Source organism: Rhodococcus sp. 4CII (assembly GCF_014256275.1).
GTDB classification, from domain to species: Bacteria; Actinomycetota; Actinomycetes; order Mycobacteriales; family Mycobacteriaceae; genus Rhodococcus_F; species Rhodococcus_F wratislaviensis_A.
In genome coordinates this window covers 1191100-1211976 of sequence record NZ_JACCFE010000002.1, presented here as the reverse complement: position 1 = coordinate 1211976, position 20877 = coordinate 1191100, and the positions used below count along the sequence as shown (strand labels likewise).

At 67.7% G+C, this 20877-nt stretch carries 17 protein-coding genes and 1 pseudogene; 10 read left to right on the top strand and 8 right to left on the bottom strand.

The window, feature by feature from the left end; translation table 11 throughout:
• Positions 1-30 precede the first annotated feature (30 nt).
• Positions 31-1887, top strand: coding sequence for a maltose alpha-D-glucosyltransferase (gene treS / locus H0B43_RS06525; protein WP_185728798.1), 1857 nt, complete (start codon positions 31-33; stop codon positions 1885-1887).
• Positions 1884-3287, top strand: coding sequence for a maltokinase N-terminal cap-like domain-containing protein (locus H0B43_RS06520; protein ID WP_185728799.1), 1404 nt, complete (start codon positions 1884-1886; stop codon positions 3285-3287). The genes treS and H0B43_RS06520 overlap by 4 nt, the downstream gene beginning before the upstream one ends.
• On the opposite strand, the gene H0B43_RS06515 is transcribed toward H0B43_RS06520, so the two are convergent.
• The 5 genes and pseudogenes from H0B43_RS06515 to H0B43_RS06495 form a co-directional block, all read right to left on the bottom strand.
• Positions 3268-5166 (bottom strand): ABC transporter ATP-binding protein, encoded by a 1899-nt coding sequence (locus tag H0B43_RS06515; protein ID WP_185728800.1) that lies wholly within the window; start codon positions 5164-5166, stop codon positions 3268-3270. The genes H0B43_RS06520 and H0B43_RS06515 overlap by 20 nt on opposite strands.
• Positions 5167-5266: 100 nt before the next feature.
• Positions 5267-5869: a hypothetical protein gene (locus tag H0B43_RS06510; protein ID WP_185728801.1), complete on the bottom strand. Its 603-nt coding sequence runs from the start codon at positions 5867-5869 to the stop codon at positions 5267-5269.
• A 24-nt stretch (positions 5870-5893) separates the two neighbouring features.
• Positions 5894-6322, bottom strand: a complete 429-nt coding sequence (locus H0B43_RS06505) for a YchJ family metal-binding protein (protein WP_185728802.1) — start codon at positions 6320-6322, stop codon at positions 5894-5896.
• Positions 6319-7881: a long-chain-fatty-acid--CoA ligase gene (locus tag H0B43_RS06500; RefSeq protein WP_185728803.1), complete on the bottom strand. Its 1563-nt coding sequence runs from the start codon at positions 7879-7881 to the stop codon at positions 6319-6321. Before H0B43_RS06500 ends, H0B43_RS06505 begins: the two co-directional genes overlap by 4 nt.
• 72 nt (positions 7882-7953) lie before the next feature.
• Positions 7954-8848 (bottom strand): annotated as a pseudogene (locus H0B43_RS06495) (hypothetical protein).
• A 167-nt stretch (positions 8849-9015) separates the two neighbouring features.
• On the opposite strand from H0B43_RS06495, the gene H0B43_RS06490 reads away from it, so the two are divergent.
• The 4 genes from H0B43_RS06490 to H0B43_RS06475 all read left to right on the top strand — a co-directional run bounded on the left by H0B43_RS06490 (position 9016) and on the right by H0B43_RS06475 (position 14382).
• Positions 9016-9789 carry an ABC transporter ATP-binding protein gene (locus H0B43_RS06490; protein WP_185728804.1) on the top strand — a complete coding sequence of 258 codons (774 nt, stop codon included), beginning with the start codon at positions 9016-9018 and terminating at the stop codon, positions 9787-9789.
• Positions 9790-9793: 4 nt separating this feature from the next.
• Positions 9794-12325, top strand: coding sequence for an ABC transporter permease (locus tag H0B43_RS06485; protein ID WP_185728805.1), 2532 nt, complete (start codon positions 9794-9796; stop codon positions 12323-12325).
• 69 nt (positions 12326-12394) lie between these two features.
• Positions 12395-13576 carry an FAD-dependent oxidoreductase gene (locus tag H0B43_RS06480; protein ID WP_312033899.1) on the top strand — a complete coding sequence of 394 codons (1182 nt, stop codon included), beginning with the start codon at positions 12395-12397 and terminating at the stop codon, positions 13574-13576.
• A gap of 32 nt (positions 13577-13608) precedes the next feature.
• Entirely contained in the window at positions 13609-14382 is a 774-nt protein-coding gene (locus H0B43_RS06475; protein WP_185728806.1) for a glutamate racemase, read from the top strand.
• Here the strand turns inward: H0B43_RS06475 and H0B43_RS06470 are convergent.
• Together H0B43_RS06470 and H0B43_RS06465 are read right to left on the bottom strand one after the other, a co-directional pair.
• Positions 14370-15023, bottom strand: a complete 654-nt coding sequence (locus tag H0B43_RS06470; protein WP_185728807.1) for a TetR/AcrR family transcriptional regulator — start codon at positions 15021-15023, stop codon at positions 14370-14372. The genes H0B43_RS06475 and H0B43_RS06470 overlap by 13 nt on opposite strands.
• A gap of 87 nt (positions 15024-15110) precedes the next feature.
• On the bottom strand, positions 15111-15476 hold the full coding sequence (locus tag H0B43_RS06465) for an SPW repeat protein (protein WP_185728808.1): 366 nt from the start codon (positions 15474-15476) through the stop codon (positions 15111-15113).
• A 174-nt stretch (positions 15477-15650) separates the two neighbouring features.
• On the opposite strand from H0B43_RS06465, the gene H0B43_RS06460 reads away from it, so the two are divergent.
• Both H0B43_RS06460 and H0B43_RS06455 read left to right on the top strand, forming a co-directional pair.
• Complete coding sequence (locus H0B43_RS06460) at positions 15651-16379, top strand: DNA alkylation repair protein (protein WP_185728809.1); 729 nt, start codon at positions 15651-15653, stop codon at positions 16377-16379.
• Positions 16380-16404: 25 nt separating this feature from the next.
• Positions 16405-17007, top strand: coding sequence for a CHAP domain-containing protein (locus tag H0B43_RS06455; protein WP_185728810.1), 603 nt, complete (start codon positions 16405-16407; stop codon positions 17005-17007).
• A gap of 6 nt (positions 17008-17013) precedes the next feature.
• On the opposite strand, the gene H0B43_RS06450 is transcribed toward H0B43_RS06455, so the two are convergent.
• Positions 17014-18069 carry a ferredoxin--NADP reductase gene (locus H0B43_RS06450; protein ID WP_185728811.1) on the bottom strand — a complete coding sequence of 352 codons (1056 nt, stop codon included), beginning with the start codon at positions 18067-18069 and terminating at the stop codon, positions 17014-17016.
• 322 nt (positions 18070-18391) lie between these two features.
• Here H0B43_RS06450 and mdo point away from each other — a divergent pair, with 322 nt between their 5' ends.
• Together mdo and H0B43_RS06440 are read left to right on the top strand one after the other, a co-directional pair.
• Entirely contained in the window at positions 18392-19663 is a 1272-nt protein-coding gene (mdo, locus tag H0B43_RS06445) for an NDMA-dependent methanol dehydrogenase (RefSeq protein WP_072948386.1), read from the top strand.
• A gap of 106 nt (positions 19664-19769) precedes the next feature.
• Positions 19770-20876, top strand: coding sequence for a MadB family AAA-type ATPase (locus tag H0B43_RS06440; protein ID WP_185728812.1), 1107 nt, complete (start codon positions 19770-19772; stop codon positions 20874-20876).
• Position 20877: the final 1 nt, after the last annotated feature.

The window sequence follows — 20877 nt, the reverse complement described above, 5'->3', positions numbered from 1 at the left end:
TCCCGGATCGAGTCGCGAACCGAGGTGCGTATGCCCCTGGAAGAGTCGTCGTCGGCCCACACCGACCCGTCCCGGGAGGGCGCTGCCCAGCCGGAGCACGACCTGGAGGGCCACCTCGTCGAGGCCCGGTCCGAGGACTTCTTCCATGCCCGGGAACTGCAGGTGGACCACGAGTGGTTCAAGACTGCCGTCTTTTACGAGGTCCTGGTCCGTGCGTTCTTCGATTCTTCGGGCGACGGCACGGGCGACCTGAAAGGGCTGACGTCCAAGCTCGACTACCTGGCCTGGCTCGGTGTCGACTGCCTGTGGTTGCCCCCGTTCTACGATTCACCGCTACGCGACGGCGGATACGACATCCGTGACTTCCGTGCGGTGCTGCCGGAGTTCGGGACGGTGGAGGACTTCGTCCAGCTTTTCGATCAGGCGCACCGCCGGGGGATCCGAGTCGTCACCGACCTGGTCATGAATCACACGTCCGATACACACGCCTGGTTTCAGGAGTCGCGCAGCGACCCCGAGGGCCCGTACGGCGATTTCTACGTGTGGTCCGACCGCGACGAAGCGTATCCGGACGCGCGCATCATCTTCGTCGACACCGAAACGTCCAACTGGACGTGGGATCCGGTCCGCAAGCAGTACTACTGGCACCGCTTCTTCTCCCATCAGCCGGACCTCAACTACGACAATCCGGACGTCCAGGACGCGATGATCGATGTGCTCCGGTTCTGGTTGGACCTCGGGATCGACGGATTCCGGCTGGACGCCGTGCCGTATCTGTTCGAGCGCGAAGGCACCAATTGCGAGAACCTGCCGGAGACACACGCGTTCCTCAAGAGGTGCCGGGCCGTCGTGGACGCCGAGTACCCGGGTCGCGCCCTGCTCGCCGAGGCGAACCAATGGCCGTCGGACGTCGTGGAGTACTTCGGGGAGCCGGACGTGGGGGACGAGTGCCACATGGCGTTCCACTTCCCGCTGATGCCCCGCATCTTCATGGCCGTCCGCAGGCAGAACCGCTTTCCGATCTCCGAGATTCTCGCGCAGACACCGCCGATTCCGAGCTCGTGCCAGTGGGGGATCTTTCTCCGCAACCACGACGAACTCACGCTCGAGATGGTGTCCGACGAGGAGCGGGACTACATGTATTCCGAGTACGCGCAGGACCCGCGCATGAAGGCGAACATCGGTATTCGGCGACGTCTCGCGCCGTTGCTGGAGAACGACCGCAACCAGCTCGAGCTGTTCACGGCGCTGCTGCTGAGCCTGCCGGGATCACCCGTCCTCTACTACGGCGACGAGATCGGCATGGGCGACAACATCTGGCTCGGCGACCGCGACTCGGTGCGGACACCGATGCAGTGGACCCCCGACCGCAACGCCGGATTCTCCCGGGCCGACCCGGCGCGAATGTATCTGCCCGTCATCATGGATCCCACGTACGGCTACCAGTCGGTGAACGTCGAGGCGCAGATGAACTCGACCAACTCGTTGCTGCACTGGACCCGGCGCCTCATCCAGGTCCGCAAACAACATCCGGCGTTCGGGACGGCGGCCTTCACCGAGCTCGGCAGCGCGAACCCGGCCGTCCTGTCGTACGTGCGCGAGACGCCGCGGAGCGCGGAACGCCCGTACAGCGACGTCATCCTGTGTGTCAACAACCTGTCCAGGTTCCCGCAGGCGGTGATCCTGGACCTCACCGAGTTCACCGGTCGAATCCCGGTGGAGCTCACGGGTTCCGTACCCTTTCCCGCCATAGCGGACGACGGATACATGATCACGCTGCCCGGTCACGGCTTCTTCTGGTTCGCGTTGCAACCGGATCCGAAGTCCGGCGGAGTAGTGAGCGGACATCCGGTCAGTAGCGAAGCGGAACAGGCGGTGCAACAGTGAACGAACTCACCAGTGAACGCATTCCCGACGCCACCCTCGAGCGGCAACTGGCCGAGTGGCTGCCGGACCGGCGGTGGTTCGCCGCCAAGGGCAACACCATCTCGGCGGTGCGGATCCTTCTGCGTCACACGCTGACCGCGGTCTTCGGATTCTCGGCGGAGCATCTGCTGGTGGCGGTGGAGTTCGAGGCCGGGCCGCCGCAGGTGTACCAGATCCCGCTGGGGTTCCGCAGTCATCTGCCCGAGGACCTCGAGCCGTGGGCGTTGCCGGACGGCGGGGAGAGCACCATGATCGCGTACGACGGACTGCACGACGCCGAGGTCATCACGCTGTACGCCGACCTGCTGGCCGAGGCCACGGGTTCCGGGCCGGTGCAGTTGAAGACGGTGCCGGGCACGGTGATCGAGCCGGGGCTCCGCGGCCGGACGCTCGGTGCGGAACAGTCGAACACGTCGGTGGTGCTCGGCGAGAAGCTCCTGATGAAGATCTTCCGTCTGGTCACGCCGGGTGTGAACCCCGACGTGGAACTCCACCTCGCGCTCGCTGAAGCGGGCAGCGAATACGTGGCGACGCTGCGGGCGTGGATGGAGACCGACGTGGCCGGTGTGCTGACCACCCTCGCGATGGTGCAGGACTTCGAGGCCAACTCCGCCGACGGGTGGAGCATGGCTCTCGGCAGCGTCCGCGACCTCCTGATCGAGGCCGATCTCCACGCCGCGGAGTTGGGAACCGACTTCGCCGGCGAGGCCCATCGCATGGGCGCTGCCGTCGCCGAGGTGCACGCCACCCTGGCGCGTGAACTCGGCGCAGAGGAACGGCAGGTGGCGTCGACGACCGTCGACGCCATGACGCGCAGGCTGGACGCCGCCACGTCGATCGTGCCCGAGCTGGGTGACGTGGCCGATGCCGTGCGGGACACGTTCGCCGAGGCGGAAGCGCTGGGCGCTACCACCGTCCAGCGGATCCACGGCGACCTTCACCTCGGTCAGGTACTGCGGACACCGGAGCGGTGGCTGCTCATCGACTTCGAGGGAGAGCCGGCCAAGACGCTCGACGAGCGCCGGGAACCGGACAGTCCGCTGCGGGACGTCGCGGGCATGCTGCGGTCCTTCGACTACGCCGCTCACCATCTGCTGGCCGATTCGGTGCCGATGGGAGCGACGGGTGCCGCGTCGCAGCGGGACTTCCGTGCGCGGGAATGGGCCCAGCGCAACGCCGACGCCTTCTGCGAGGGCTATGCCTCGGTGTCGGGCACCGATCCACGCGAGGCGGCGGCGCTGCTCCGGGCCTACGAACTGGACAAGGCGGTGTACGAGACCGTGTACGAGTTCAGGAACCGCCCGAGTTGGATCGGCCTGCCGCTGTCCGCGATTCGCAGACTCACCGGAGAACCTCGGTGAGAGCCGGGGACGACACCGTGCCCGTGTCGAACTGAGTGCGGTACAGCTCCTCGTACCGGCCGCCCGCGGCGAGCAGTTCGGTGTGGGTGCCCCGTTCGACGATGCGCCCGGACTCGACGACGAGGATCAGATCGGCCGCGCGGACGGTCGACAACCGGTGGGCGATCACCACCGCCGTCCGGCCTGCGAGCGCCTCCCCGAGCGCTTCCTGGACGGCGGCCTCGGAGGTGGAATCGAGGTGCGCCGTGGCCTCGTCGAGGATGACGACCCGCGGATGCGCGAGCAGGAGCCGCGCGATGGTCAGCCGCTGACGTTCTCCACCGGACAGTCGATAGCCGCGTTCGCCGACCACCGTGTCGAGGCCGTCGGGCAGGGCGGCGACCAGTTCGGTGAGCCGCGCCCGCTCCAGGACCTCGTCGAGGTCCGCCTGCGTGGCGCCGGGCCGGGCCAGCAGGAGGTTGGCCCGCACGGTGTCGTGGAAGAGGTGGCCGTCCTGTGTCACCATGCCGACGGTGGCGCGCACGGAGTCGGCGGTCAGGTCCCGCACGTCGACCCCGCCGAGTCGCACCGCGCCCGCGTCGGCGTCGTACAGCCGGGGAACCAGCTGGGCGATGGTGGATTTCCCGGCCCCGGACGACCCCACCAGCGCGATCATCTGTCCGGGTTCGGCGCGGAACGACAGCCGGTGCAGCACGTCGACGCCGCCACGGGTGTCGAGGGTTGCGACCTCCTCGAGCGACGCCAGCGACACCTTGTCGGCCGAGGGATACGCGAACTCCACGGAGTCGAATTCCACCGACACCGGGCCCTCGGGCACCGCGACCGCGTCGGGTTTCTCCGCGATCAATGGTGTCAGGTCGAGGACCTCGAAGACGCGCTCGAAGCTCACCAGCGCGCTCATCACGTCCATGCGTGCGCTGGCAAGTGCGGTGAGGGGGGAGTACAACCGGGTCAGCAACATCGCCATCGCGACGACGGCGCCCGCGTCGAGTTGTCCGCGCAGTGCGTAGAACCCGCCCAGTCCGTAGACGAGCGCCAGAGCGAGCGCCGACACGAGAGTGAGTGCGGTGACGAACACCGACTGCAGCATCGCCGTGCGGACACCGATGTTTCGCACTCGGCGGGCACGCACCGCGAATTCCGCGGACTCCTCGGAGGGCCGGCCGAACAGCTTGACGAGGGTGGCGCCCGGCGCCGAGAACCGCTCGGTCATCTGAGTGCTCATCACCGAGTTGTGGTTGGCTGCCTCACGATTGAGTTGCGCGAGTCGTGCGCCCATCCGGCGGGCGGGCAGGACGAAGATCGGCAACAACAGCAGAGCGCACAGGGTGATCTGCCAGGAGATCCCGACCATCACGATGAGCGTGATGCCCAGCGTGACGAGGTTGGACACCACCCCCGACAGGGTGTCGCTGAACGCGCGCTGCGCACCGATCACGTCGTTGTTGAGGCGACTGACCAGCGCGCCGGTGCGCGTGCGGGTGAAGAAGGCGATCGGCATCTTCTGCACGTGGTCGAACACGGCGGTCCGCAGATCGAGGATCAGGTTCTCGCCGATGCTCGCGGACAGCCACCGTGTCCACAGGGCGAGGGCGGATTCGAGTACGGCGATGACCGCGATGAGCGCTGCGAGACGCACGACGACGGAGACCGCGTCGCCGCCGACGATGGCGTTGACGACACGTCCCGCCAGTACCGGGGTTGCGACTGCCAGCGCGGCCGTGACGACGCTGAGCAGCAGATACCACCCGAGGCTGCGACGGTGGGGCAGGGCGAACCGGGCTATCCGCCGCAACGTCGTACGGGAGAAGGGTCGACGATCCTCTTGGGCGTGCATCGCGTTGTACATCGCGTTCCACGCCGTGACTTCCATGCTCATGCCAGCGGCCTCCTGTCGCTATCCCCCCACGGTAGAGCCGGGGTATGACACGACGGTAGAACCTCGACTTAACTCGAGGTCAAGCCGCGGGCGCGGGTGACTATTTCGCGACGTCGACGACCACCCGGGTCGGACCGGAGAGAGCCGACACCGTGAACGGGCGACCCGGCTGCGTGACGCCGATGAACGACTGCGTGACGCCTTCGAACACGAGCGCGCCGTTGACCTCGGTCACCGTTCCGCCGGGAACCCCTGGCACCGGGTCGGGACCCGAGTATCCCTCGACGTCACTGTCGAACGGGTACGCCGACCCGTCGATCTGCACCTGCAGGATGCCGTTGCCCGACACCGGAATCGTCTTGCCGCTGCCGTCCTGGACCGCCGCGTCCACGTACTGGACCCGCCAGCCCGGCGTGCCCTTGCCGCCGAGTTCGTACACCACGCGGTCGAATCCCTCGTGCTCGCCGACGCGGACGTCGGTGACCGTGAGCTTGGCCGAGTCGGACGCTGCGGACGATTTCGGCGAGGCGTCGGTCGGGATCGGCGCCGAATCGGGTTCGAGGGCGCTGCTCGTGATGGCCGCTGCGGTCGGTGATGTCGCCGCCGCACTGCTGGCGGAGTTCGACCCCGAGCATCCGGTGAGCGTCAGGGCCAGTGAGCAGGCGGCGAACACGGCGACGGGACCGATCCGGTGGTTGATCATGCTTCGATCGTAGGCCGGAGCCGATCAGAGTCGGGGGAGCCCCGGGCGTGGCGTCGCGATCGCGTCCAGGTACAGCCAGTCGCCGTCGACCCGGACGAATCGACTGTTCTCGTGCAGCGATTCGCGGCGGCCGTCCAGTACGTAGTGCGCGCGGAACTCGACGGTGCCCGTGGTGTCGAGCAGGCCGCCGTCGCTCGTGCCCAGGATGTCCAGGCGCGTCCACCGCTGATCGGGGTCGAGGTCGAGACTCCCGGGCCGGGTGCTCGGATGCCACGTCGCGAGGAGGTAGTCGGCATCCATCACGGCAAACGCGCTGAACCGCGATCGCATGAGACGTTCGGCCGTGGGAGCCTGCGACTCTCCGCGGTGATACCTCCCGCAGCACTCGTCGTACGGTTCACCGAGCAGGCAGGGGCATCGAGCGGTCACCGTCCCAGTATGGACGCCCCTCACACAAGCTTGTGGGTGCGGTCCTTCCAGTACTGCGCGCGCAGTTCCCGCTTGAGGATCTTGCCCGTCGGGTTGCGGGGCAGGAGGTCGACGACATCGACCGTCGTCGGGCACTTGAACTTCGCCAGACGCTGACGGGTGTAATGGATCAATTCGTCCGGCTCGACACTCGTCCCCGTCACCGGCACCACGACTGCCTTCACGGTCTCGCCCCAGTGGTCGTCCGGCACCCCGATCACGGCCACCTCCGCCACCGCCGGGTGTTCGACGAGCACCCGTTCGATCTCGGGTGAGTAGACGTTCTCACCGCCGGTGATGATCATGTCTTTCAGCCGATCCTCGATGAACACGAAACCGTCGGCATCGGCACGACCCATGTCGCCGCTCCGCAACCAGCCGTCGGCGGTCACGGCCTCCGCCGTCGCGTCGGGCTTGCCGAGGTACCCGGGTGTGCGCTGTGCCGTCCGCCACCACAGTTCCCCGGTCGCGCCGGGGGCGACGTCCTCGGCGGTGGCCGGGTCCACGATGCGCATCTCGACCCCGGGGATGGGCCGCCCGGCCGACGCCATCCTCGCCTCCTGCGCGTGGTCGCGGTGGACCTCCGGCAGCAGTGCGGTGACGACACCCGCGCACTCGGTCATTCCGTAGACCTGGACGAACTCCGTCTCCGGCCACGCGGCGAGCGCGCTGCGTAGTAGCGGCAACGGCATCGGCGCGGCGCCGTACGTGATGCGATGCAGCGCACCGAACGCCGCCACCGCCTGCTCTCCTGCCGCGAGCACTCCCGCGATCACCGGCGGCACGAGGAACGCGATGTTCGCCCCTGCCGCGAGACCGGCGAACAGGGACGGTGCGTCGGCCTCCCGGGTGAAGTGGCAGCGGGCGCCGGCGTGGACGCCCATGATGGCGTAGCAACTCCCGCCGACGTGGAACAGCGGCATCGCGACGAGGAGGCAGTCGTCGTGGCGCGCTGGCAGGATGTCGAGCACGGCGTTGCTGTGCGCGATCAGGTTGCGATGGGTCAGCTGAACGCCTTTGGGCCTGCCGGTGGTTCCCGAGCTGTAGAGGATCAGGGCGGTGGAATCGGCGGCCACCTGCGGCACCGACGCCGGCGCGGACGTCTCGGCGAGCCACGGCTCGAATTCGTCGTGCTCCCCGCCGACGGTGACGATCTGCTCGATGCCCGTCAGTCGATCGCGGAGCGCCATGACCTGTTGTAGGAACTCGTTGCCTACGAACAGGATCCGCGCTCGGGAATCGTTGATCACGTAGTCGAGTTCCTCGCCGGCCAGTCGCCAGTTCGGCACCGCGGCGGCCGCGCCGAGAAGCGAGGCGGCGTAGGTGACCTCGAGGCACGACAGGTGGTTCTTGTCGACGAACGCGACCGTGTCACCCTGCCCGATTCCGCCTTCCGCCAGGGCCCCCGCGATGTGCAGGATCCGGTCGCGCCAACCGGACCACGTGTATTCGGTGCCCTGGAACTGCACGGCGACGTCGTCCGGCCGGACCTGCGCCCAGTGCGCGAGGCGGTCGAAGATGATCTCGTTGTCGGCGTCCGACATGCGCCCACCTCTCATATGTGACGTCAGTCACATCAGGCTAGTAGCCGGTGATCCGATCAGTGACGTTTTGCCTCACGCGGCCGAACTGCTCCGGCTGCGTGCATCCGCGCGTCGCAGCGCGGCGGTGCCGACGGCGCCGACCACGATCAGGGTGATGCCCAGCCAGTCGGGGTCGTTGTCGGTGACGAGCATCGCGATCCCCACACCGATCACGAACGGCGGCAGGAAATCGAACAGCTTGACGAGGGGCGGTGCCACCTCTTCCGGTTCGCCCGGCTCCCGCGGCGCCTGCGCGCTCGCCACGTCCGGATACCACTCGGTGAACGACAACGCGAACAGCAATGCCCCGATCGGGATGATCCAGCCCGTCCAGAAATTGTCCGGTTGATCGAGGACCACATCGCCGAACAGTCCGGCCACCGCGGACACCGTGAACGACAGCGCCCACACCAGTGTGATGAGCTGGTTGACCCTGAGGAACAGTGGTGAGGTCCAATACTCCTCAGGTGTGGTCTCTTTCGCATACGGCAGCGTGAACGGATTGCGCAGCAACAGCGAGCCGAACGCGAACGCGACCAGCGCGAGGCTCGACATCTCGCCCGACCACTTCTCCAGCCACGTGATCAGGTTGTCGGACGCGAACAGTCCGATTGCGGCGAGGGCGCCGAAATAGACGATGTCGAACACTTCGAGGGGTTTGAGGCTTCCGCCGCGGCGGTGGCCGAGTATCAGGAACAGGATCGACAACCCGAGCGCGGTCGCGACCGATTGCTCGAACCGGCCGGGGCCGGACAGCAGCGACATCACGATCCACGGCGCCAGGCCGGCGAACGGTGATTGCAGGAACGCGTCGAGGAACCGCGATCCCGCCCGGGGAGTAGGGGGGTCGATGGCCATCAGGCTTCTCCTTCGCGCCGGCGATACCGGAATTCTCCCAGTTCGGCAATGCCGTCGTGGCCGTTTCCACTCGCTCGCCGTGGCCGAGATCACGGCCCCTCGAACCGAAGATCAGGGTGGTCCCTGATGGCGGGCGGTCGCGGGTGTCGACAAGATGGAGGAGTGCACCGCGCGTGCACCGTCCCGGCCCGTCACCACGGGGCCGGACCGCCACAAGAGGAATGACGAAAGGCGATCATGAGCACGCATGCCCCCGCTGTCGCTGCCCGTGCTGTCGAGCTGTCCAAGACGTACGGCACCGGCGACACCCAGGTCCACGCGCTCAGCGCGGTATCCGCGGAGTTCGCCCGTGGTGAGTTCACCGCGATCATGGGACCGTCCGGTTCCGGAAAGTCGACGCTGATGCACTGCCTGGCCGGCCTCGACTCGGCCAGTTCGGGTTCGGTCCTCATCGGCGACACCGAACTGACGACGCTGACCGACAAGCAGATGACGCAGCTGCGCCGCGACCGGATCGGCTTCGTGTTCCAGGCATTCAACCTGGTGCCGACTTTGACCGCCCTCGAGAACATCACGCTCCCGCTGGACATCGCGGGCCGCAAGCCGGACGCCGCGTGGCTGGACAACGTGCTCACCAAGCTCGGACTGCAGGACCGCCTCGAGCACCGGCCCGGTGAGCTGTCCGGGGGTCAGCAGCAGCGGGTCGCATGCGCCCGCGCGCTGGCCGGGCAGCCGGAGATCATCTTCGGCGACGAGCCCACGGGCAACCTCGACTCGAAGTCGTCGGGTGAGGTGCTGTCGATCCTGCGGGCCGCGGTGGACGAATTCCATCAGACCGTCGTCATCGTCACGCACGATCCCCGCGCGGCGGCCTACGCCGACCGGGTGGTCTTCCTCGCCGACGGCACGATCGTCGACGAACTGCGTGAGCCGACGGCCGATTCGGTCCTCGACACGATGAAGCGACTCGACGAGCCCGCCCACGCCCTCACGTCCGACGCGGCGGTCTGACCGCATGGCATCCACATCCAGCGCGCCGATGCGCAAGGTGTCGCTGCGCAATCTTGCGGCACACAAGGTCCGGCTGGCGCTGACGGTGCTGTCCGTGGTGCTCGGCACCGCGTTCGTCGCCGGTTCCTTCGTCTTCACCGACACACTCCAGAAGACGTTCGATTCCATCTTCGAGAACACCGCGCAGGGAGTCGACGTCCGGGTGTCGACCGAGGAGCGCAACTCCAGCGGAGTGCCCCTCGCCGACATCGACACCATCACCGCGCTCGACGGCGTCCGCGCGGTGGCACCGGCCGTCAGCGGACAGATCGTCCTCATCGACTCCGGTGGCGCCGCCGTCCAGACCGGAGGTGCGCCGAGCATCGGCGAGTCGTACCTGCCGCCGGGTCAGGCTCTCGGCGAACCCGACGAATACGTTCAGGGCGCACCGCCCGCGCACGTCGGCCAGATGGCCGTCAACGCCAGTGCCGCCGAACGCGCCCATCTGGCGGTCGGTGACACCACCAAGGTCCTCGTGCCCGCTCGCGGCATGGTCGACGTGACCGTCTCCGGCATCTACGACACCGGCAACGAGACCGGCGGTTTCATCGGCGCGACGTTCGTCGACTCGCAGGCCCGCCAACTGTTCACCGACGGTAAGCACGTCGAGTACATCGACGTGGCCGCCACCGGCCTCAGCCAGACCGAGCTGCGCGACGAGATCGCCACCGCCCTTCCCGACGCGAAGGTCCAGACCGGCGCCGAGGTGCGCGAGGAGACGAAGGCGCAGGTCACGGAGGCGCTGAGCTTCATCAATTACTTCCTCCTCGCATTCGGTGCGATCGCCCTGCTCGTCGGCACGTTCATCATCTACAACACGTTCTCGATGATCGTCGCCCAGCGGCTGCGTGAACTGGCGCTGCTCCGCGCGATCGGCGCCAGCCGCAAGCAGGTGGGACGCTCGGTGGTGTTCGAGGCCCTCGTGGTCGGTGTCATCGGCAGCGCAATCGGTATCGCCGCCGGCGTCGGACTCGCTTACGGTCTGAGGGCCCTGCTCAACGCCTTCGACGTCGGGCTGCCCGAGGGGCCCCTCCAGGTGGGGCCGCGCACGATTCTCATCGCCCTCGTGGTCGGGGTCCTCGTGACGACGATCAGCGCGTACGCCCCCGCCCGCCGCGCGTCCAAGGTTCCGCCGGTCGCGGCGATGCGGGAGGAATTCGCGTCCACCGGTGACTCGCTGCACCTGCGCACCATCGCCGGTGCCGTGCTCGGTGTCCTCGGCGTCGTGGGACTCGTGATCGGTTCCCGCGGCACGGGTGGCGGTGCGGCCGCCGTCGTCGGTGCCGGCGCGCTGGGTCTGATCCTGGCCGTCCTGTTCGCCGCACCCGCGCTGTCCCGGCCGATCGTCGGGGCGCTCGGCGCGGTGCTGGCGAAGCCGTTCGGCCCGGTCGGGCGTCTTGCCCGCACCAACGCGGTGCGGAATCCGCGCCGCACCGCCGCCACCGCGTTCGCGCTGACGCTGGGGTTGATGCTCGTCTCCGTGATCGGCGTCTTCGGTGCGTCCGCGAAGGCCAGCGTCAACCAGCTCGTCGACTCGGGTGTGTCCGCCGACTACGTGCTCACCGGTCCCAATCAGATCGGCGTGCCCAGCGGCGCGGCGCGGGCGGTCCGGAACCTCGACGACGTGCAGAGCGCCGTCGCCCTGCACCCGGTGTCCGTGACGGTCGACGACGAGAAGCAGCAGGGCGTGTCGCTGGACGGCCCGCTCGACGGTGTCCTCGACTACAAGCTCGTCGAGGGTGGCGCCGACCTGACCGGCAACCACCTCATCGTGTCGCAGACGACGGCCGCGAAGCAGGGCTGGGCCCTGGGGTCGACGGTCCCGATGACGAGCGCCGACGGAAAGGTCGTCGACGCCGAGGTCACGGGTGTCTTCGAGGACAACCAGCTGGTCGGCGACTGGCTCGTGTCGGACGAGGTGTACCGACAGGTCATGCCCGCCGCGACCATCCCCGATCTGGCGGTCCTGATCGATGCGAAACCGGGCGCCGACCTCGCGCAGTTGCGCACCGACCTCGAATCCGCCACCAAGCAGTTCGTCGTGGTGCAGGTACAGGACCGGGATCAGTTCAAGGGCACGCAGGGGCAGCAGATCGACACCCTCCTCGCGATTCTCTACGGACTGCTCGCACTCGCCGTCGTGATCGCGATCCTCGGCATCATCAATACCCTCGCGCTGTCGGTGGTGGAACGCCGGCGGGAGATCGGGATGCTCCGCGCGGTGGGTATGCAGCGGTCGCAGATGCGCCGCACGATCTACCTGGAGTCGATGCTCATCGCGGTGTTCGGCGCGGCCGTCGGAGTGCTGCTCGGTATCGCCTTCGGCTGGGGCTTCGTGAGCACTCTGAAGGATCAGGGGCTCGATCAGGTGACGGTGCCGTGGGGGCAGGTGGTCGCGATGCTCTTCGGGTCCGGCGCGGTGGGTGTGCTCGCCGCGTTGTGGCCGGCGAGCCGCGCCGCCCGCACCCGCCCGCTGGAGGCCATCGCCGACCTCTGACCCCTGAGTACTTGTCAACCGCGGGAGGTTGACAAGTACTCACGGGCGCGAAGCGCATACTGTGGGGCCGTGCTGAGAATTGTGATCGTCGGAGCGGGTCTGGCCGGTCTGCGCACCGCCGAGGAACTCCGTCGGGCCGGATACGACGGCGACCTGGTTCTTCTCGGGGGTGAACCGCACCTTCCCTACGACCGCCCGCCGCTGTCGAAGGAAGTGATGCGCGGGGAGAGGAGCGACACCACCCTCAAGCCGCGGGAGTTCTTCGACGAGAAGAACATCGAACTGCGTCTCGGGGTCGAAGCGGCGTCGGTCGACACGGCATCCCGCATCCTGAGACTCGCGGACGGAACCGAACTCGGCTACGACGAACTGGTGATCGCCACCGGTCTCGTGCCGCGTCGGATTCCGGGACTGCCGGACCTCGCGGGCGTCCACGTTCTCCGATCCATCGACGAGAGCCTGGCGTTGCGCAAGGATCTCGCCGAAGGCAAGCGCGCCCTGATCGTCGGGGCGGGCTTCATCGGCTGCGAACTGGCGGCGAGCATGCGGGCAGGCGGCCTGGACGTGGTGCTGGTGGAGCCGCAGCCGACGCCGCTGGCGTCCGTGCTCGGCGAGAAGGTCGGCGGTCTCGTCGCCCGGCTGCACACCGACGCGGGGGTCGACCTCCGGGTGGGGGTGGGACTCACGTCGCTGGTGGGTACAGGCCGGGTCACGGGGGCCGTTCTCGGCGACGGAAGCGAAGTGGACGTCGACGTCGTCGCGATCGGTGTCGGCTCGGTGCCGGTCACCGCGTGGCTCGACGGCTCGGGTGTCGAACTGGACAACGGGGTGGTGTGCAACTCCGTGGGACGCACGACGGTTCCGCACGTGTGGGCGGTCGGCGACGTGGCGGCATGGCAGTTGCAGGTGGGCGGACGCAAACGCGTCGAACACTGGAGCAATGCGGGCGAGCAGGCCAAGATCCTCGCCGGCGCGCTGACCGGGACCGGTGACGAGAACCTCGCCGCTCAGGTGCCGTACTTCTGGAGCGACCAGTACGACGTCAAGATCCAGGCGCTGGGCACGGTGGCAGCCACCGACGAGGTGCACGTGATCAAGGACGACGGGCGCAAGTTCCTCGCCTACTACGAGCGGGACGGAATTCTGGCCGGTGTGGTCGGCGGTGGAATGGCGGGCGGTGTCATGAAGATGCGGGGCAAGATCGCGGCGGGGACTCCGATCGGCGACGTCCTCGAGGCCGCGTCGGCGTAGGCCGCCGGGCGGGGGCGCGATAGATTCTCCGGGTGATTGTTGCGCTCATCGACTCGGGTCTCGGCATGCTGCCGACGGCAGCGTGGCTGCGCAAGTTGCGGCCCGACCTGAACCTGATTCTCGCTCTCGACCCGGACGGGGCCCCGTGGGGGCCCAAGCCCGAGCAGTGGGTGATCGACCGTGTTCTCGCGACGGTCGAGCGCAGTATGGGCCACGGTGCCGAGGTGATCGTGCTGCCCTGCAACACGGCGAGTGTGACCGCACTCGACCATGTCCGGGAGTTCGTCGGACCGCAGGTTCCGGTGATCGGCACCGTGCCGGCGATCAAACCGGCCGCCGCGGCATGTCCGTCCGTGGCCGTCTGGGCGACGGCGGCGACGACGGCGAGCCGATATCAGGCCGATCTGATCGAGAAATTCGGCAACGGCAGTGCCGTGGTGGGTGTCGCGTGCCACGGTCTCGCCGAGGCCATCGACCGCGGCGAACGGGACGCGGCCATCGCTGCCATCGCCTCCGCGGCGGAGCGCACACCCCGCGACGTCGGCGGGGTGGTGCTCGGGTGCACCCACTACCCGCTGATGGCCGACGAGATCGCCGCGCAGCTCCCCGCCGGGGTGCGGCTGTTCGACAGTGCGGAGGCGGTCGCGGCGCAGACCCTCCGTCGTATCGATGCGCTGAACCGTCCGAGCACGGGGGAGGGCACTGTCGAGGTGTTTCTCAGCGGCAGGCCCGGACATCTGCCTGCGAGTGCGGAGGCGTTCCCCGCCGGTCAGCTGTTGTCCGCGGGACGTTCTCACCCGAGCTGAACCATCCCGGCCGCCACCACCCGCGCGACGTTGTCGAGTTCCTCGCCGTGCCCTCGCGGCAGGTCGTCGAGGTCGTGCAGACGGTCGTTGCCCGCGGCGGAGAACATCGCCGCCACCCACGCCGTCGCGCATGCCCGGAGGGTTCCGGGTTGGACGGGATACGGCGAACTGGCCTGGAGTAGCCGCTCGGTGATGTCGCGGAGATAGTCGCGGAACCGCCGCAGGTGGGCGCGGACGTCCGGGTGGGTCTCGGCTTCACGCCAGATGATCACGCGCATCACCGACGAGTGGTGATCGCGCAGATTCAGCGCGGTGTCGAGGTTGACGAGGCTGGCGGCGGGGTCGCCCGGGGTGACCAGGGGGCTCACGTCGCCGAACGGTTCGGTCGGCAGTCTCTCGGACAGCAGGGCCAGGAGGATGTCGGTCTTGGTGGGGAAGTAGTAGAACACCAGTCCTTTCGGGACGTGCGCGGCGGAGGCGATCGATGCGGTCGACGTGGCATCGAATCCGTTTGCGGCGATGAGGGATTCGGCGGCGTCGAGAATCAGCTCCCGGGCGTCGCCGTCGAGCTTCGCGCTGCGCCGCCGTCGGCTTTTCCGCGGTGGGAGACCACCGGGCTTACGGAGATGCGGTGCTGGCATGGGCCTTTCCGAACGTGGACGGCGGGGCGCAGGCCGTAAGCCTGCGCCTCGCCCGAATCGATGTGCTCCGTGCTGATGGTTTGCAGATCAGTGATGTGTCGCCAGCCCTCCGTGTCCGTGCATCCGAGAACTCATCACCGGCAGTCCGGTGACAGCCACGACGACTGCCAGCACACCGACGACCCACGCGGTCCACGACGCGCCCCTGAGTGCGTCGAAGTTCATCACCCACGGGGAGAGGAACAACAGCACACCGAAGACGGCCATTGCGTATTCGGCGACGGTCATCTCCGGGCGGCTCATGTGGACGAGACCGGAGAGGGCCACCAGCACACCGAGCACGATGAGTGACCACATCGCGGCGTTGTTGGTGTCGAGCCACAGCGGCGAGAGTGCCGCGAAGGCGCCGATCACGATCGCCACCACATCCTGCATACGACTCCACGATCTCATGTCGAACCTCCTCGGGAACGGATTGTGTCCACCTCGAGTACACGCCTGATTGACCGCCCGATCAATACGTTCACCGTTGCAGTCGGATAACACGAACTGCAGGTCAGGATATGTTTCGTGATCTCTGTTCTCGGTGGTGGGCCTGCTGTCGGTCTCGTGTGGGACAGTGCGTTCGTGACATCCACTGCAGATGACGTGAAGCGCGCGCTCGCGGACCTCTCGGACGAGACCGATGCCGTGAATCTGGCACGGTTCTTCAAGACCGGTCCGGGCGAGTACGGGGAGGGCGACGTCTTCATCGGCGTGCGAGTTCCCGGAACGCGCAGTGTGGTTCGCGCCCATTCCGATCTGGATCTGCCGGAGGTGACGGTGCTGCTGGACAGTCCGGTGCACGAGCACCGGCTGGCGGGACTGCTGGTGCTCGTCGCGCAGTTCGACCGGGCGGGCAAGGCGGGTGACGACGCCCTGCGCGAGAAGATCGCGTCCTTCTACCTCGACCTGGTGATGCGGGGGCGGGTGAACAACTGGGATCTGGTGGATTCGTCCGCCGACCGGATCCTGGGCGCGTGGCTGTACCACCGGCCGCGGGATCTGGTGTTCGAACTGGCGGGGGACGACGACCTCTGGCGCCGGCGCGTCGCGTTGCTCAGCACGTTCGGTTTCATCCGGCACGGTGACGCGTCCACGACGCTCGAGGTCGCGGAGTCCGTTCTCGCCGATCGCCGCGACCTCACTCAGAAGGCGACGGGGTGGATGTTGCGTGAGGTCGGCAAGCGGGTGGACCGCGCCCTGCTCACCGGTTTCCTGGACCGGCACGCCGCGGCGATGGGCCGCACGGCCCTGACGTACGCGTGCGAGCACCTGACCGCGGAGGAGCGTGCGGGCTACCGCGCGATGCGGTGACCGGATTGCCGCTACATTCGGTGGCATGACTGCTCCCACTCCCACTCCGACTCGCCGTCGCCGACGTGCCGGGGTGATCGTCGGCGCGGTCCTCGCGGTGATGGTCGTCGTGGCGGGAGGGGTGCTGTGGCTGGCGCCGGATCGCTACCTGCCTTGGGACACCGCCGAATTCCCGGTTGTCGACACGAGCGCGTTGTCTCCGCAGCAGGTGCGGATCGTCCGACTGCTCGAGGCGGAGCACGGCAGGCAGCGACCGGGCACGTTCTACTCGGAGGGGGTCGAGGAGCCCTGGTGCGCGGATTTCGTCAGCTGGATCATGCGGGAAGCCGGGCAGTCGTTGTCGAATCCGAATTCCGGGTACTGGCGGGTCCCCGGCGTCTACACGTTGCGGGAGTACTACGAGTCGCAGTCCCGGTTCGAGCACGCCGGCGGCGGGTACCGGCCGACGGTCGGGGACGTGGTTCTCTACGACAACAGCAGCTGGGTCGGCCAGCACACCAACGTCGTCGTGGCCGTAGACGGGGATACGGCGACGACGGTCGGCGGCAACGAGTTCGGGCGCATCCGCGTGCACACGGTGGACTGGGCGACCGATTCCGCGGTCGTAGGGTTCGGTCGACTCGGGTGAGCGCCCTCAGAATTCGATCTTGAGGTGGTCGGTGACCGGTCGCGCCTGGCAGCCCAGGATGTAGCCGCTCTCGATGTCCTCGGGGTCGAGGATTTCGCTGTTCTCCATCTCGACCTTGCCTTCGAGCACGGTGCACGCGCACGACCCGCACTCGCCTTCCTGGCAGGAGTAGGGGACGTCGATTCCCTCGGCCAGCATGATGTCGACGAGGGTCTGCTTGCGCGGCCAGCTCAGGTTGTGGATTTCGCCGTCGAGTTCCACCTCCACGGTGGCCGCGTCGGCGGCCTCGTCCTCGGTGACCTCCACGACGTCGGCGTCGCGGAAGGGGTCGCCGGCGAGCGAGTTGAACACTTCGGCGTGTACCTGGCTGCGCGGCATCCCGGCGTCGGCGAGCGCCTTGTGGATCGTGTCCATGAACGGCGCCGGTCCGCACATGAATGCTTCGTGCCCGAGATACGGCGCGACGGCGGAGGCGAGCTGATCGACGCCGGGCAGGCCCTGGACCGTCTCGAGCCAGTGGATGGACACGAGTCGCGACGGGTACCGGCTCGCGAGAGTGCGGAGTTCCTCCGCGAAGATCACCGACTTCTCGTCGCGGTTGGCGTAGAACAGGACGACCTTGCCGGACCCTTCGGTGAGGGCGGCCTTGAGGATCGAGATCACCGGGGTGATCCCGCTGCCCGCCGCGAACAGCAGGAAGTCGTGGTCCAGTGACTTGGGCGTGAACACACCCGACGGGGGGAGGACCTCGAGGGTGTCGCCGACGGCGACGTTGTCGCAGAGCCAGTTGGACCCGTAGCCGTCTGCCGTCCGCTTGACGGTGACCTTGGGAGCGCCGTCGGCGAACGGTGAGCTGGCGAGCGAGTAGCACCGGGCGACCGAGCCCGTGCGGTCGCTGGGGATGCGCAGGGTGAGGAACTGTCCCGGCTTGTACGCGAACTTGTCGGCGAGTTCTGCCGGAACGTCGAAGACCAGCGACAGGGAGTCGGGGGTCTCCTCGACCACGCCCGAGACGGTGAGCACCACCGATCGTGAGCTGTGCGGCACCTCGACAGTCGTCATCGTGTGTGCAGTCCTTCCGTACCTCGCGGCGCCGGAACGCTCGCTTGCCTGTCCCAAATATAGAACAGGTTCTAGTTTTTGCCTAGCGGGTGGAGTCCGCGCGGAGTGTCCAGCGTATCGAGTGCCGTCCCCTCCGGCTCGGCCCGGCCGTACCTGTCCGTTCGGGCAGTTTGTGCGCCGCGGTCGGACGGTTCGGCTCCGCGGGTCTGTAACCGGGGCCCGAACTGGGTCACAGTGGGTTCCAGGTGAGACGCCGATCACATCAATGGGGTCCCCTTCCGCATCGCTTCAGATCCGACATCGACTAATCGAGGAGACGGCCATGGCCATCGAGCTCAACCAGATCTGGGACTTCCCCATCAAGGAGTTCCACCCGTTCCCCCGGGCACTGATGGGAGTGGGCGCCCACGACATCATCGGCGTCGAGGCGAAGAACCTCGGATTCAAGAGGACCCTTCTCATGACCACGGGCCTGCGTGGCTCGGGCATCATCGAGGAACTGGTCGGCAAGATCGAGTACCAGGGCGTCGAGGTCGTGCTCTACGACAAGGTCGAGTCCAACCCCAAGGACTACAACGTCATGGAGGCGGCCGCGCTCTACCAGAAGGAGAAGTGCGACTCGATCATCTCCGTCGGTGGCGGCTCGAGTCACGACGCCGCGAAGGGCGCCCGCGTCGTGGTCGCGCACGACGGCCGCAACATCAACGAGTTCGAGGGATTCGCCAAGTCCACCAACAAGGAGAACCCGCCGCACATCGCCGTATCCACCACGGCCGGAACGGGTTCGGAAACGTCGTGGGCGTACGTCATCACCGACACGTCGGACATGAACAACCCGCACAAGTGGGTGGGATTCGACGAGGCGACCATCGTGACCCTCGCGATCGACGACCCGCTGCTCTACTACACCTGCCCCCAGCACTTCACGGCGTACTGCGGATTCGACGTCCTCGCGCACGGCAGTGAGCCGTACGTGTCGCGGCTCGACTTCGCCCCGTCGCTCGGCAACGCGCTGTACTCGGTGGAACTGGTCGCGAAGAACCTGCGCGAGGCCGTGTTCGAGCCGCGCAACCTGAAGGCCCGGGAGGGAATGATGAACGCGCAGTACATCGCCGGCCAGGCGTTCAACTCCGGCGGCCTGGGCATCGTGCACTCCATCTCGCACGCGGTCAGCGCGTTCTTCGACAGCCACCACGGACTGAACAACGCGATCGCGCTGCCCCGGGTCTGGGAGTACAACCTGCCGTCGCGGTACGAGCGGTACGCCCAGCTGGCCGGAGCGCTGGGGGTCGACACCCGCAACCTCACCACGGTGCAGGCGGCGGACGCGGCCGTGGAGGCGGCCATCCGTCTGGCGAAGGACGTCGGAATTCCGGACAACTTCGGTCAGGTGCGCACCGACTCGTACGAGAAGAACCAGATGAACACGAAGAAGTACGAGGGTCGCGGTGACACCATCCGGGGCGACGAGAAGACCGTGCGGGCCATCTCCGAGCACATCCAGGGCGACTGGTGCACACCGGGCAACCCGCGCGAGGTGACGGTCGAATCGATGATCCCCGTCGTCGACCACGCGATCAACAGCGCGTACTGAACCCGAACCGCCGAAACTCGCGTCCGGGGCGGGCGCCGCACCCCAGCCTGGCCCCGCCCCGGATGCGTTCCCACCATCACCTGACCCAAGGACGGATGCCCCGATCATGACTGCACCGCACACTGCCCCGGAACCGGCGGACATCAGCTTCACCGACGGCGCGGAACTGAAGGAGGCGCTGCGCGAGGTCGACTACATCGCCGACGACGAGTTCGCGGTGGTCGTCCACCTCGCGACCGCGCTCGAACGTCCGCTGCTGCTGGAGGGTCCGGCCGGTGTGGGTAAGACGGAACTGGCGAAATCGCTGGCCGAGGCCGCGGGGCGGAAGCTCGTTCGCCTGCAATGCTACGAGGGACTCGACGACAACCGGGCGCTGTACGAGTGGGACTACGCGAAACAGCTTCTGCACGTGCAGATGTTGCGCGACCGCATCGGTGAGCAGATGGCGGGGTTCGACAACATCGCCGATGCATCGAAGTTCCTGGCAGCCCAGGATTTCGGGCTGTACTCGGAGAAATTCCTGTCGGTGCGTCCGTTGCTCGAGGCCATTCTGTCGCCGGAACCGGTAGTGCTGCTCGTCGACGAGGTGGACCGCACCGAGGAGTCGATGGAGGCGCTGCTCCTCGAGGTTCTCGCGGAGGGCCAGGTCACCATTCCCGAAGTGGGGACGTTCGCCGCGCGCTCGGCGCCGTGGGTGATCCTGACGTCCAACGACACTCGGGAACTCTCGCCCGCACTCAAGCGTCGGTGCCTGCACTACCACCTCGGATATCCCACCCCGCAGCGTGAGCGGGACATCGTGACGGCCAGGGCGCCCGAAGTCGAGGACGCCGTCGCTGCGGATGTCGTGGATCTGGCGCGCACGTTGCGTCAGTTGCCGCTCCGCAAGAGCCCGTCGATCGCGGAGGTCATCGACGCGGCCCGTGCCGCGGTGGTCCTGAAGGCGACGGGGGTGGCCGTGAGCTCGCAGGCCGCGGTGCGCGACATCCTGCTCACCGCCCTGCTCAAGTACACGAGCGACGTGCAACTCGCCCGTACCCGGCTGGACGGCGGCGAGCCTGTAACGGCGGCCGACGAGGAGTCCGCTTCGGCCGGGCCCGTCGAGCGCGCGACGGTTGCGTCGCGGCCCGCCAACACCACCACCGCCGTCTTCCGCGGGCACGGTGGCCGCGACCGCGGCGGCATCGGCGCCGGCCGGCAGGGCAGGCGCTGAC